The sequence below is a fragment of the Streptomyces botrytidirepellens genome, assembly GCF_003721215.1.
Lineage (GTDB): Bacteria > Actinomycetota > Actinomycetes > Streptomycetales > Streptomycetaceae > Streptomyces > Streptomyces himastatinicus.
In genome coordinates this window covers 24,777-39,893 of the sequence record NZ_RIBZ01000209.1, presented here as the reverse complement: position 1 = coordinate 39,893, position 15,117 = coordinate 24,777, and the positions used below count along the sequence as shown (strand labels likewise).

Annotated in this window: 1 protein-coding gene and 1 pseudogene (1 of these 2 cut by a window edge); both read right to left on the bottom strand. The window is 70.0% G+C overall.

All coding sequences use genetic code 11. The annotated features are described in order from the left end of the window. Positions 1–516, bottom strand: a pseudogene (locus tag EEJ42_RS51855) (hypothetical protein); the annotation flags it as partial. 190 nt (positions 517–706) lie between these two features. Further along, positions 707–15,117, bottom strand: the end of a protein-coding gene (locus EEJ42_RS16075; protein ID WP_148081971.1) for a UvrD-helicase domain-containing protein. The gene runs 22,876 nt beyond the window's last position; 14,411 of the gene's 37,287 nt are visible here — the last part of the coding sequence; its start codon lies beyond the right edge, outside the window; the stop codon is at positions 707–709.

The window sequence follows — 15,117 nt, the reverse complement described above, 5'->3', positions numbered from 1 at the left end:
CGCGGTCGGGGATGCCGACTCCGTCGCGGGCATGTCCAGGACACGCGGTGCGTCCTCGTCACTCCCCCACCCCTTGGCCTCAGAGAGCATGTCCTCGGCGCTGTCTCGACCGGGTGTGGAGGCCAGAGCGGGCGGCGCGTCGCCCGCGTCCCACGCGGCGTCCGGTCGGCCAGTTGTCTCGCGCACGGCCGGTGGTTCCGGCGAAGCATCGAAACGCGGCTCGGACGGGGCCAGCTGAGCGGCACCGGCATCGGGGGCCGGAGTGGAAGGAACGTGGTGGTCGGCGGACCGTGGCGTGGGCGGTGCGAATGCGGAGGGCGGCTCCTGCTCGCCGGTGCGGCCGGGGTCTGTCGCTGGTGGGGCCGCAGGCTGGACGTTGTTGTCCAGAGCACGCGGCGGGTCGACGACTCCCGTGGAGCCCTCGGTCACGGCATCGAGGGCCGAGGGCACATCGTCGTCGCCCCAGGCGGATGCGCCGTGGGACGGGAGCGGGGGCTCTTCGGGCGCGGTGGCCAATTCGTCACCTCGTTGACGATTACGGGTGGCGGCCGGGCCGCCTGCTTCCCATGGGGCTGGGCAGGTCACGTGCCTTTCGACGCTAGGGATCGCTGCGAGGACGGGGCGTGATACGCGGGTTGCCCTCCCGCCTGGGGGGATTTGGCACGTGGAAATCCTGTGGCGGGTCCCCCCAGGCGGTCCGTGGCGTCTAGCGACTCGGGGCAATGACCGGTGCCGTCTGCTGTGTCTGCTCGTCTGGACGAGGCTGGCGCACCTGCTTTGCCTGGGACGTCTGGGAGGGGGCAGTCGCCTGGCGGGCCTCGCCCGCGGCCTTGAGACGGTCGCGGGCACGACGGGCCCGATCCGTGTTGACTCGATCCTGAGTGAATACCGATCCGTAGCGCTCCACGGCCATGACGACCTTGTCATTGGTGGCGTCTTGGAGATCGGAACGGGTGAACAGCCCGGCAGCCTCGGCGTTGTGGGCGAAGCCGAAGCGCAGCACGCGTCCGAGCTCTGGGTGAGGGGTGACGGCCACGTATAGGTCCAAGGTGCTGTGCATCGTGCCCTGCAGGGTGGGCCTGCTCGGCGCGGCGGGGTTGTCCATGAGCCGCAACAGATCCTCGCGGAGCTGCTCCGGGACGATGGGGGCGCGCTCGACCGGCGGCTGCGGCTGGTGAGCCAAGACGGCGTGCAACACCTGGTCTCCGCTGCAATTTTCGAGCTCGGCCTCGGTGAACTGGGCGGCCGCGCGAGGTGCGTTGAGGTCGAAGCCGAACTGCAGGACCCGGCCGTGCCGGGCGCTGTTGGCGACGCGCACGTACATCGGGGCGTCGTTGACGGTGGTGTGTTCGGTGGGCGTCGAAGGTGCTGCGGCGTCGTGCAGCAGGCGCAACAGGCTCTGGCGCAGTTCCTCGCCTTCGGACAGCTTGGCGGGCGGAGCCGTCACCTTCTGCGATGCCGCCTCTGCGTCCTCCTGCAGTTCGGACTCGGGTTCCAGCTCGGGCTCCGGGTGGTCCGGGCCCATCTCAGCGTCTGCTTCGTTCGCGGAGTCCAGTTCATTATCGGATTCGAACTCCGGGTCATCCTCCGGCACCGGGTCCGGAGCGAAATCAAGCTCGGTGTCGGTACCGAGTTCGGATGCTGCCTCCAGGTCTGCTTCGAGTTCGGCTGCCAGCTCCAGAGTCGCGTCGAGCTCTTCTTCGACGTCCAGATCCGGGGCGGAGTCTGCCTCCAGTTCTGCCTCCAGCTCTGCTTTGAGCTCCGCGGAGAGTTGAAGTTCGTTGGCAAAGCGGATCGGGAACCTGAAACCCAGATCCTCAACGAACTCGGCATCCGTCTCCTGCTTCGATGCAGTGACTGGCCGGGCCAAGGACGGGGGTTGTGGTTGCGCTTCCTGGTGTGCGAGCGGTGCTCGCTGGGAGAGCCGGTAGACGTGCTCGGGCAATTCGAAGGCGGTAGTCGCCAGTTCGACCGGGGCCGGCTCGATGTCCGCGCCGTTGACGATCGTGGCATCCATCAGGTAGGTGCGCTCGCCGCCGCCGTGGGGGTGGTGGTGGGTCACGCGTGCGCGGCCGCGGATCCGGATGGTGCCGGGTGCCGCGATTCCGGCGACACCGGTCGGCGCGAGTGGGGTGCCGTCGGGGGCGAGGTCGAACTCAATGACGTCGTCGTCGAGGACGAAGTCCGCGTCCAGCCGTAGGCCGATGGACTCGCCGTCGGCGGTCACGACGATGTCGTCACCCGTGTGCTCTACGGGCAGGTTGCGGGGCAGGTGCCAGGTGCTGTCGTCATCCAGGGTGATCTCCACGGTGCCGAACTCGGTCTTGGCGCGCTGGATGACCTCCCATGCCTTGTCCTCGTCGTTGGTCCTCAGCCAGACCCAGTCGCCGGGGGCGAGGGTGTCCGCCCAGCGCTTGTTGTCGGCGCTCTGGTCGGGGCGCTGGGACTGGGCCTCGAAGAGCTGCCACATGGCATCGCTGGGCGAGTCGGCGTTGTCGTTCGCGCGGTCGTGGTGGGCGCGCTCCTCCAGGATCGTGTGATTCAGGCGGACGAGGTCGTCGGCGCTGAGCCGGGTGCCCAGATGCGTGTCGCTCCAGTCGATCGGCGCCCCGCTCGCGGTGCGCAGTTCGGTGAGCCGGCCCGCGAAGGTGCGCGCTTCCTCCAGTGAGGGCAGTCCCTCGAGGGGCTGGGGGGCGGCGAGGTCGCGGGTGGTCTCGGGGGTGAGGTAGAGGTCGGGCAGGAGTCCGTCGAAGGGCCGGCCGCTGCCGGCGGGGAGCAGCTCGTAGGTCTCGCCGGTCCGGCGGAGGGCGAACTGCCCGTCGTCGGTGAGCTCCACCAGTTCGCGGTCCTTGGCGAGCTGGCGCACCTCGTCGCGGCGTTCTCGGCCCAGTTTGGGGATCGTCGCGTATGTCAGGTGGGTGCGGACTTGGCCGAGGGAGGCGAAGCGCCGCTGTCCCGGGGACCTCCCCGGTGTCGCGGGCGCGAGGGGCGCGGCCACCACGACGTGGCTGGTGGAGCGAACCTTCAGGGGTTTGCCGTTTGTCTCGTTCAGCAGGGGCTCACCGGTGGCCGCGTCCAGGACCTGGAGCCAGCCGATACTGGCGCCCTTTTCCGAGTCGGACTCCTGAATGCGGACGAGGACCGGAACCTGGCGGGGAAGGAGGGCGGAGCGCAGCTGTCCGTCGTGATGCGGGTTGTTGACTTCGCCCTTCCACCAGATGGTGCCGTCCGCGGCGGCCACCTCTCCGATCTTCTGGACGGTCGTGATCTGGAATGCGTCCGGTCCCGGCATGGAGGGGTCGGTCTGCAGGGGCACGGTGGCAGCCGCGGTCTGGCGGGCGGGTGCCTTCAGGCGCTGGCCGGTGCTCTCGTAGTACTGCTTGGCGTAGCGCCCGTCGCGCTCGTCGAGGCCCTGGGTGACCAGGGCGTACCGGATCGCATCCTTGATGTTGTGGCCGTGCTCGTCCCTCCAGTAGATGGCCTTGCGCTGCAGGGCGCGGAAGGTGGGGTTGGGCATGTCCCAGGGGAAGGGCCGCCCTTCCGCGTCGCGGATACTTTCCAGCGCGTCCGCGATGCGGTTCGCCCGCTCCCGGGTTTTGATCTCCTTGCCCCAGGGACCGAACACGCCGGTGAGCCGGTCCGGAGCGCGGACCTCGTAGCGCTTGCCGACCGTGATGATCGCGAGGCGGCCGCCCGAGCTCAGGTGCGTGCCAGCCTCAGGTTTGCCGTGCTTGTGACAGCGCTCGACGAAATACTGCTGGGCGCGCTGGTCCGGGGCTGGTTTGTAGTAGACGACGCTGCTCAGGTGCGCTTTGAGCAGCATGTTGTCCGCGGCCGCGGGGTCGGCCTTCTTTTCCTCGGGGGTCAGGACGAAGCGCGGGGCCGGGACCGGGGCGGGCCCGGTTGCGGGCTTAGGGAGGGGCTCGTTCTCGGGGACGCCGGCCAGGAAGCGGCTGAGCGCGACTGCGGCGCCCTCGGGGCTGGCATAGGCCGTGCCCTCGGCCGGGGCCAGCTGCCCGTCCGGGACGAAGCGGTAGCCTTCGGCGCTCGCCACAATCGTGCCCAGAGGAGCGCCCCCACGCAGGACTTCCTGGGTGCCGCCGGGATCGGCGGCCCCCAGGGTGAGTGCTGCCAGGTCTCGCTGGAAGCCGTCCCGGGGGCCGAGCTGTTCGGCGTCCTTCTGCTGCTGGAGCCTTCGGTCCAGTTCGGCGCGCAGGGCGTTGAGCTGTTGGGCCGCGCGGACGCTCGCACCGGTGTCGGTCGGACCGGCGTGCACGTTGAGCCACCGGTCGAGGTCCGTCGCTTTGGCTTCGAGTTCTGCGGTAGGCATGCTCTGCGGGGGTCCGGAGAGCAACGGGGGCTTCGGCGTCGGCTCCTGAACCGGCGCGGGCGCCGCCGCGTCCGGGCCGGTAACCCGCTCGGGCCGGTCCAGGAGGGTGACGGGGGGCTGTGTGGCGTTGCGCCAGGCCAGAACGTCATCGAGACCGTGGGAGTCGCCATGGTCGTCGCGCAGGGTGTACTTCCCGCACTCGGCGACCTGGACCCACTCGCCGATCTTGCGCCGCGAGAGGATTTCGACGCGGGTGCCGTCCTCTCGCGGTGCGAGCTCGGCGACCGTCCACCGGTCGGTACGCCGGGGCCAGGGCAGTTTGCGCAGTTGGGTCAGGAGCTCGGCTGGCACCTCGCGTGAGACGTCCGGCTCCGGGGCGGGCGTCGGATCGTTTTCGACGGGCGGCTGTGTGCTGGTGGGGGTGGGTACCGCGATCACTTGGTCGCGGGTGAAGTCCACCGTGCGGCCATCCGGCGTGACACCGATGAAGTAGTTGTCGTCGGCCAGCTCCACGCTGACGGTGCTGTAGAGCTGTCGTTCCCCCTGCTGCGGGGCGGTGGCCGCGTGGGCAGGGTGGTGCGGATCGAGGATGCGGACCTGCTGGTCCACCTCGATGCTGGGCTGGGCGCTCGGGTCGGCGGCTATCCAGCCCTCGGGGGCGGGCTGCGTGCGGTTGAGGCGGTCGTGGGCGGCTGCTTCGCCTTCCACGGTGCCGCCCTCGATGGGCGTTTCGATCCGCCCGTTGAAGTGGACCTCGGCGCCGAGGGTGCCGGAGAGGTACACAGGCTGGTGGAGCTGTACCTGGTCACCGCCGACGGGGTCCCAGGCCACGTAGACCCGCATGCCGCCGGTGCCGTCACTGGCCTGGATCTTCACCAGCTGGTGGGTGCCGCGGGTCTGCTTGGCGATGACCTTGCCCAGGACCGGTTCCAGGGCGTGGCCGGTGCGGTTGGGCGGCGCCTCGGCCGTGCTCGGGGCGGGGGCGGCCGGGGCGGGGGCAGGGACGCGCAGTTCGGGCGCGAGGGCGAGGCTGTCGCGGATGCTCTCGGCTTGTTCCTTGTCCGCGAAGAGGGCTTGGAGGGGTTCCTCGCCGTGGTTGTGAATCCAGACGATTTCCCCGCTGGTGCGGTCCACCACGGCCCACCGTTTACCGGCGTCGGTGGCCCGGGCGATGACCTGGAACGCCGGGACATCCGCGGCCGACGGCTGCACTTCCGCGCCGCCGGACCGGGACACGGTAGCGGCGTAGGGCCCGGCGCCGGATACATGCTCACGCGGCGCCGCAGATGCTTGCTCGGCGCTCTCAGCGGCGACGGTCTGGCTGTCGGCTTCGGCCGACTGTGCAGGCTCGGCTACGGGTACGGCCGGTGCGGCGAAGAACTGCGTGCTGGTCCGGATGTGGTCGATGTTCTCGCCTGTCTCGGCGTTCTCGATATCGACGACGCCGCGCGGCCTGAACTGGAGGCGGACGAGAACCGGCTGCGCGATCGCCTTCTCTCGGCTCGCTGCCCGGCCTCCCCACCACAGGGCGCCCTCGGGACCGGCGAGTGCCTTGGCCTCGCCGGGCTTCATCGCCTCGAAGGTGTCCCGGGATGGAGCTGTGACTTCCTGGGGGCCGTCGGCGCTGGGGAGCGCCGGGTCGGACTGCGGGTCCTGGCCGGTGGCCGGGGCAGGCGTGTCGGGGACGAGTTCCTCGCGCGGATCCGGTGCGTCGAGGGTCTGCGAGGAGGGGGCGGAGGCGCCTTCGACGGGGCTTGCGTGAAGCTCTGTTCGGAAGTTGCCACTCTGGGTGTGGCGTTGGTGGTCGACTACTCGGCCTGGCGGATCGAACGACGCCAGCGCACGCTCAGCCTCCTTGAACACTGCCTCATCGCCATAAACCCGCAGCTCAAAGCTCTTGCCGTCGCGCGACATCAGGTAGCTAGTGTCATACGGCGGCTCGGCCTGGACCACGAATCCCTTGCCCCAGCGGAGCAGGGCTTGATCGATCTCAGCGATCCACGCTTGCTTGTCCGCTACCTCGGAGGTGGGCTCAACCCAGATCTGGTACCCGGGCTCCCGTTCAAGGCCCCCATCGGCCGCGGCACCCCCTCGGGAGGCGTAGCGCTGTTCGGCGAGGCCGCGCAGGTCCTCGATGTACTGAAGGGAGCCAAGGTCGAGACCGCGCATGCCGCGGGTGGCGGTGACGTAGGCCAGGCGCAGTTCCTCCTCCCCGGGCAGTTCCATGGGCTGGCCCGGGTCGGTGCTCGCCTTGGGGCCGCGGAAGTCGGTACCGACCTGGACCAGGTGCCACTCAAGCCCCTTGGACTTGTGGGCGGTCGACACGATGAGATCGGCGTCATCGGCGTTCTCGGTGAGCTGGCCGACCATGTCGATCAGGGTGTCCGTGCCATGCTCATCGACCAGGCGTACGAAGCTCTTGAGCTGTTTGGCACTCTCATGCTTGTCGACGTAGCGCTGTACCTGCTGCCAGGAGCGAAAGGGCACCAGCTCGGGGTGTTTGCGGGTCTTGCCCTTCTCCTGGAGTTCTTTGGCGCCTTCGGCCATGCGCTGCAGCTCTTCGCCGCCGCCGACCATGTGCACCGCGCGGCCTTGCGCCAGGGCGTCGAGGGCGGCGGCGACCACGCCGGTGTTGTTGCGGCCCAGGACGGCGTTGGGTGTGTCGATCGGCCCGATCTCGGTGCTGATCGCGTCGTTGCCCTCCATCAGGTAGGGCGAGTCGAGCAGCTTGAGGAAGACGTTGGCGATGTCGGCGACCTCGGGGCCGAATCGCCAGGACTTGTTCAGCGGCAGCTCGATGTCGGCCGGCCAGTCCTTGAGCGCGTTCTCCGCGCCGCGGAATCCGTAGATGGCCTGGTTGGGGTCGCCGACGATGACGACCTGGGCGGCCGTGCCCTGGGCTGGGCGCATGTTGTCGAACACGACCTTGCGCAGGACGGGGTTGATGTCCTGGGCCTCGTCGAAAATGATCGTGTCCGCGTGGATCTTGGGCCGCGACAGGGCCCAGATCTTGAGGTAGTCGTCGTGGTGGAAGTTCAGCTCCCGCGAGGCCGGGTCGGTCTTGTCCTCCCACGCCGCGCGCGCGTATTCAAGGACCTCACGGCGCAGTCGGCTGGGCCGGGCCGCCACCTCGAGCAGCGGGTGATCGAGGTCGGGCACGTGGTCCAGGTCGATCACGTCGGCGTCGCTGTTGCGGAAGGCCCTGATGGCTTCCTTGACCAGGACGACGATGTCCTCCGGCGCCAGCTCGGCGCCGCCGTCGACGTGGGGATGCGAGCGCACCCCGAGGAACTCGGCCCACTCGGCGTTGGCGTTGGTGCCCACGCCGCCGTCCTGCTGTCCCTCCTCCACCTTCTGCGCCAGGTCGGTGGAGCGCAGGTCGCGGGCGGCGAGGGAGTGTGCGGTGGAGACGCTGACGTGCCGCAGGCCCGCGAACTTCTTTCGGGCGTCCGCGGCGTTGGCCGAGTTGAAGGCCAGGTAGGTGATGCGCCGGTTCAGCATCCGGCGTGCCAGGGCGACCATCGTGCTGGTCTTTCCGGTCCCGGCCAGCGCCTGAACGGCCACGTTGAGCCCGTTCTGCGCGGCCACGATGATGGCGCGCTGCTGGGCGGTGAGCGGGTAGTCCTCCGCTTCCTGTGCCTTCTGCTCGTACGCGGCGCGCAGTTCCAGGGTCAGGGCTTGGCCGAGTCGGTCCCGGGTCTGCTGCCACTGGGCGTCCAGTACGTTGATGCGGGCCCGGGCGTCCTTCTCCAGCCGTGCCGCGAAGATCGCTGTCTTCGGCTTGGTACGCCAGCCGCCGTTGTTTGACTCCCAGCGGCCTGCCTCCTTGATCCAGGAGAAGTACTTGTCGTTGAGCCACGTGCGCAGCTCGGCGTCGCCCTCTCCCGGCTCAGTTCCGGTCACGATCACGTTGGTGCGCTCCCGGAACACGGCCAGGCGCTGGGAGGGGCGCGGGTTGGATTCCTCCCAGCGTTGCCCGGCTTCCGGGTCGGCCACCGGCACCGCGTCGGACTCGGCGAGCAGAGCCGTGTGCGCCCTGTCAGGGGAATCCTGCGTTTCGTTCACGGGTGTCTCCGGGTCGCCCGCTGGCGTCACGGTGTCCGCGATTGNCGTTTCGTTCACGGGTGTCTCCGGGTCGCCCGCTGGCGTCACGGTGTCCGCGATTGCCGGTGCGGCGGGCGCGGCGTCCTGGGACACCCCGGGCGCCGGGGTGTCGGGCTGTGCGGCTTCTGTTTCGGTGTGCGGCAGATTGCGGGAGGCGGTGTCGGCGATCGCGGCGACGGCTGCCTCAAGGTCCGAGTGGGACAGCTCGGGCTGGGCGGCAAGAGCGTCCTGCAGCGCTGTCGCGGCACCGTGGAGGGCGGTCAGGGCCTGCGCGGCGGCAGCGACGCTGCTGGCCTTTTCGGGCAACTGATCGCTGAGCATGATCCGGTCCAGTGCGAGCGCGGCGGCGGCGATGTCCCCGTCTGCGCCGGTGTTGAATCCGGAGCTGATGATGGTCCACCAGTGGCCTCGTGCCTGGGCTTGTGCCCGCTGGTAGGCGCCGAGAGCGGTGTCGTCGGCCATCGGGGTCTTGAACACGGCCGGCCAGATGGACGGCCGTGCCGCGGTGGCGAGGGTGCGCTCGGCTAGCTGTTCGGCGAGCGCGGCGAGGTTCTCCATGCGCTGGTGGAGTGTGGGGGTGCTCTCCTCGCGCAGCCGCTCGGCGACCATACGCGCGGCCCGGGCAAGCTCGATGGTGCGCGCGAGCGCCAACGGCTGCGGGACGGTGAACAGCTCCTCATCCCGCACCAGGGCGATGGCGGCGTTCAGGCGTCGCGCATCAGGACGGTCGTCCCTGGTCGCGTCGATCATGCGCTGCCAGGCCGTGATGTAGCGCAGGCCGGTGTTGTGCAGCTGCTTGATGCCACGGAGGAGTTTCTGCAGCTCCGCGGTAGTGTTGAACGTCTCGCCCGGCTCAATGTCCGGCACCGGTACCAGGCGTAGGGCGTGGTTGTCCACGGGCGCGGTGGCGCCTTCGGCTGCTGCCTGCTTGGCCTCCAGGCTCTCGAAGACGGGTATCTCGCGGCCGCGTGCGGACATCAGCGCCCGCAGCGTATTGATCTTCGCGGTGCGGGTCTCGTACGTGAGGTTCTTCGGCAGGGCGTGCCAGGACATTCCGTGCTGGCGGTGTGCCCCGTCCAGGTTGCGCCGATTGAAGCCTCGCGGCCCGCCGGCGACTTCGAGCGCGAATACGAGCTCGCGGTAGTGCTGGGCGGCTCCCCACACGTAGGTGTGGTCGCGATTGTGTTCGATCCAGACGTCCACCCAGTTCTGCTTGTTGGGCAGGTCGTTGAGTTCGGTGTGCACCTCGACCAGGTGCTGGATGGAGCGGTCGATGGTGTCCTGGCCCTTGATGGGGCTGTCGCCGTACAGGGTCTTGTGCTTGCCTTGGCCGTAAGTGCGGTTCTCGACCGAGCCGATCTTCTTCTTGTCCGGCCCGTACACCACGGTGCCGGGGTAGCCGCTGGCCTGGTGGTAGTCGGGGTACCCGGGCACCGGTGTGGCGTCGTCGGGCAGTTCGCCCTCGGGGGTGGCCGGTGTCTGGTCGAGGCCGAGTTCGCGCTGCCGGGCTTCGCGTTCGTCGCGGGTGGCTTCCCACTCGTCGTAGGCCAGGACGACCTGGGCGACTGCGCCGGCCACGGTCTCGAACGGATCCTTGGTGGTCCAGTTGTCGATGGTGGTGGCGGCGTAGCCGCCTTCGCGACGGGTGACGACGGAGCCGATGAGCTCGCCGTCCACCAGGACGGGGGCGCGCACGAGTTGTCCGTCGGCCGCGAAGTCCGCGATGGTGGCCCGGGCCACCAGGGCCCGTGCCGTCTCCTGGCCGCCGAGCCGGATCGCGTCCCAGGTGGATATCGGGCCGCTGACCGGTGCAGCCTCCGCAGTCCCCTCGGCCGCGGAGACGGAGTGGTCGGGTTCGTCCGGTGCCGGTATTTCCACGGTGTCGTCCGCTGACACGGCCTGATCCTCTTCCGCCGCCTCGGCGTCTGTGGTCTGCGGGGTGGTGTCGAGCGCCGTGGGTCCCTTCGGCGGCTCGGTTGTCTCCGGCCCGTCGAGGGTCGGGTCGCCCTGGAAGTCCTCGCGGCGCATCTGGGTCCACGGGCTACTGACCGGCACATCGGTCCGGGACGCTTCCTCTGCGGGAGTCGGATCAGCCGCAGGGTCCTGCTGGGCGAAGGGAGCTTCAGCAGGCCGCTGCGCGTCGGCTGTTGGCTCCGCTTCTGCCATGAGGCGCGCGGCGGCCGACTCCGGGTCTATAAGCTGCGCGGCCCAGTGCTCCATCACCTTGATGCTGGCGTGGGCCCGCTCGGGCATCACGTCCACACCGTCCGCGCTGGCCACCTCCGCCAGGCGCGCCAGGGCATCTCGCGCCGTGATGACCTGCTCACGAAGCTTCGTCACCGGCGTCGGCCTGCTCTTGATCGCCTCGGCGGCGGCATCGACGGCCTGCCTGCTGCGCGTCAGCTCGGCGTGACCCATCTCCGGGTAGCGCACACCGTTGGTGGGATGGAGGAGCGCCGCCAGTAGCTCGGGCCTCGCCGCACGGGCGACGATGGTCTCGGGGAGCAGGGCCAGCTCACCCACGGCCTCCCGAAGAGGTCCGTCCTTCGCTGCGGCCGCGCTCAGGCGATGGCTGACCGTGGTGCCCTGGCGCGTCCCGTCGACGGTCACCGAGCCGTCCGCGTCCCGGCTGATACTGGTCACGGTGAACGCCGGGGTCCAGCTCTCGGGCGTGAGCCGGTTGCCCTGCGGGGCGGGCAGCCGGACGGTGGCGCCGGGGCTGATCTGTGTCCAGCAGCCGCGCCGCCAGCCGACGGGGGCGATCTTGTGGCGCCTATCCTCGCGGTCGATCGCATACTGTTCCGCATCGCCCTTGCGGTCCAACGCGCGCACGGCGTTGCCGTCCAGATCGACGAAGACCCACTTCTCGCTCTGCTTCTGTGTACGGAGCGGATCGGGCATCTTGTCCCGGTGAACGACAGCCCCCAGGACCTCGCCGACCTCGTTGTACACCAGGCGGCCGCTGAGGCTCTTGAGCTCCTTCGGGTTGCTGAGGATCGCCTGCAGCTGAGCGCGATTTTTCTCCTTCCGGGCGAGGACGCCCGACACCCGCTCCCGCTCGGTGGCGATCTCTGCGCGGCGAGCCTCGACGAAGGGAGCGTGCGCGGCATCGGCCAAGGGCAGGTCCAGCCGTGCCTGTTCGGCCTCCAGGATCTGGGGGGGTGCGTTCCGCAGAGCGATACCGCCGGGACGGGCGGTGGTGATCTCACCGACCGGGTCGGCGGCGGTGAGCAAGTCCTGGCCGCGTCGGCGGGCCAGCACCTTGCCGTAGTAGACGGTCTCCAGCTCCACCGTGAGCTGATGCGGGTGGACCTCGGTGACCGTATGCCACCAGGCGTGCTGGCCTGCCAGGAGCACTTGGTCGCCTGCCTGGAACTCGAGCGGGCTCCACTCCCGCTGCTCCGCTGCCGAGAGGGCGTCCAGTCGGCGGCGCTGCTCGACGTCGAGTTCGGGCAGCGCGGTGTCGGCGGGGGCGCCGGCGTCGGTGTAGTGGACGGCGATGGATCGGCCGTGCTTGAGCATGCGCCGCACGAACAGGCCGGTCTTGTAGGCCCGTGTCTTCGGGAGAATGCCTGCGCGCTGGACCCAGGCCCCGACGCTGGGCATACGGGTGAAGTCTTCGGCTTCCAGGGCTGCCAGGACGTCCTTGTCGCTGTCGGCGACACCGTAGACGTACGTGCGGGTCTCATCGCCGTGGTCCCGCTCGTGGTGGATCCACACCGTCTCCGCAGTCCTGGGCCCGGTGACGGGAGCGGCCTGTTGCAGGGCCTGGTGGCGTTCGGCGATCTTCTTGGCGCTGGCGGACGGGGTCCGGGCGCCGGGCATGTAGTCGGTGCCGACCGCGATCGTCCACTTGACCGTGCGGTCCCCGCCGTCGGGGCCGCGCCCGTGGCCGATCCGGTCGGTGCCGTAGCCCACGGTGATGCGCTCGACGTCGTCGCGGACGCCCTCGCGGGGCGGCTCCAGACGCCACCAGTAGCCGGGCATCCCCTCGACTTCCTGCGCGTCGAACGGCATGGCAGTGCTTTCAGCCGCTGCCGCGGCAGACACCCCGACAGGGGCCTCGGCCCCCGGTGCGGACTGCTGCTGAGCCCGGTGGCGTTCGGCGATCCGCAGCGCGCATTCGGACGAGGTGAGACCGCCGGACACGAGCTCGTTGCCGACGGGGATCGTCCATGCCTTCCTGCCCTGCCACCCAGGCCCGTGCGCCTCGCCGATCTGGTCGTCACCGAAACCGACCGTGACGCGTTCGGTGCTGTAGCGGTCGGTGGCCCGCGGGGGCTCCTCTCGCCACCAGTAGCCCGGCATCCCCTCGACTTCCCGAACCTCGTACCGACTGTCACTCAGCGGAGCGGGAGCGGCGTCGGGGGCGTCCGGTGCGGAGGCGCTGCTCTGGCCAGCCGAGGTGGCGGCCTGGGCAGCAGGCGCAGGCACACCAGCCTGCTCAGCCGGCATGCTGCGCTCCTCTTCCGCAGAGGCGGGGATCGCCTCGTAGCGGCGCATGGCGTAGAGGGCATCGTCGACGGTGGGGCGCATTTCGCCGCCGTCGGGTTCGGTGCGCTCGTCGGGCCACCAGGCCAAAGAGCGCTGCTCGTCGGCGGCGTAGTGTCCCTCGCTGAGGTCCCATTCAAGGGAGAACTTCCAGTGTCCGACGATCGTGTGGGCCTCCAGGACGACGTTGATCCGCTCGCTGCCGTACCGGGAGGTGATGGTTTCGCGGGTCATGCTCCAGCCGCGGTCCTGGGCGGTCCTCCACAGCTGGTCGATGGTTTCGGGTACCGGGTGGTCCGGCTCCCAGACACCGCCCACCCTCACCGGTGCCCCGTCATCGCTCGCGTTGGTGGTGGCCGTCGAGGCCTCCGCCGCGGGGGCCGCCGTCTCGGCTGCCGGAGCGGGAACACGCTCGGGCACGGGCGCGGTACGAGAATCGGCGAAGGCCCGCAGGCGTCCTGGCATCTCGTGGGCGTGTCCGGACAGCACCCGGACCAGCCCGTACAGGTCGCTGGTGTGCAGGTCCTCGTTCTCGAGCTGGGTGCGCAGCGCGCGGGCGGCGGCGGCGAGGCTCTCCAGGGCGTCGGCCTTGGCGCGGAGCTGGTCGTCGTCGAGCTGGGCCCGCTGGTGTGGTGCGAGCTGTTGGAGTGCGTGCAGCACGCGGGTGAGGGCGGGCTGCTGCTCGTGGGTGAGCGGCCAGGCGCGGCGGCCGGCGGTGCGCAGCGCGTCGGTAAACGGCACGAGCTCGGCCAGGGCCCAGGACACGCGCGTGGCATCGGGGTAGGTGTGGTGGCCGGGCAGGGGCTGGGCCTGGTCCTCGGCCCAGACGCGCAGGGCGTTGAGGACCGCTTGGTGGAAGTTGTCCGTGCGGTAGGGCTGCGGGGGCAGGATGGTGAGCGGCTGGTCGGTCTGGTGGGGCAGGTGCTCCCCCATCACGGTGTGCCAGGCAGAGCCCTCCTTCACGAGCGTGGCCACGATGGTGTTGTCCGGGGTGCGCAGGGTGTAGCTGGGGCCGCTCCAGATGCCCGGTTGCGCCACGACGGTGAAGCCGTCGGTCCCGGGGACTGCGTAGGCGGGTTGGTCGGGGTGTTCGTCGTGGGTGATCTGCTCGTAGGGATGGTTGACGTTGGCTTCGTGCCCGTTCAGCGGCGTCACGGTCTGTGTCGCCGTGTTGAGCGGGCGCGGGTCGGGGTAGCCGAGGCGGGGCAGGAGGAACGGGTCCTCCGCCCAGAGTTCCATCGTGGAGGGGAATACCTGGCGCCACTGCTCGCCCCATACGGTGGCGGCGGTCCGGTCGGCGTGCTCGCGGGCGCGGTCGGCGAGGGTGGTGAAGGCGGGCCGCAGCTGGGCCGGAAGATTCTCAACGAGGTCGGTGGCTTGGGTGGCCCGGGCCAGCAGCAGTATCGCGCGGACGGCGTCGGACGGGGTGGTGGAGCTGGCCGCCCGCACGGCCGCGGTCGCCTCGCGCAGCGTCCGAGTGTGCGGGTTGTCGGCCGGCCAGTGCCGGTGGGCGCGCAGTGCCCAGGCCGTGGAGATGAGGTCCTCGGTGGCGCCGGTGAACTCTTCCAGGCTGGTGTAGGCGCCGCCCTCGGGGGTGGTGGAGTCCAGTTCGAACAGTGCGTCCGATTCCGGCGGGGGCGCGAGGTAGCGGTTCCAGGAGTCGGCGAGTGCTTCGGCGGTGGGCGCACCGGTGGCCTGCAGGGTGTCCCAGACCGTTTGCTCGGCCGCGTCCAGCCGGTCCCGGGCCGCGTCGAGCTCGGGGGTCGATGGCGCTGCGCCGGTGTAGGCCGCGTCGGCGTTTAGCAGTTCGCGGCGGGTTTCGTCGGTCAAGCCCAGGTGGATCCAGGCGGGCAGTTCCTCCCAGCGCATGAGCATGCTCATCGCGGGCCGGTCGCGGGTCCCCTGGAGGGAGATGAGGAAGCCTTCAGGGGCGGCATCGAGCCGTCCCAGTACGCGCAGGTCCTTTCCGCGGGGGGAATCGAAGAGCCTGGCGCCGCGTTTGGTGGCGACCAGTTCGTCGCGCCATGCGCGCCACTGTGCCGGGTTGTTCATCCGGCGGACGAACGCGGCGAGTCCTGATCCCGTCTGGGGGACACCGGAGTTGAAGTTGCCGAAGTCTTTGATCAGGGTGCGGATCGCGGCGTGCTGTTCGGCCAGGGTGATGCCGGGCACCGCGGACTCCGCGATCTCAA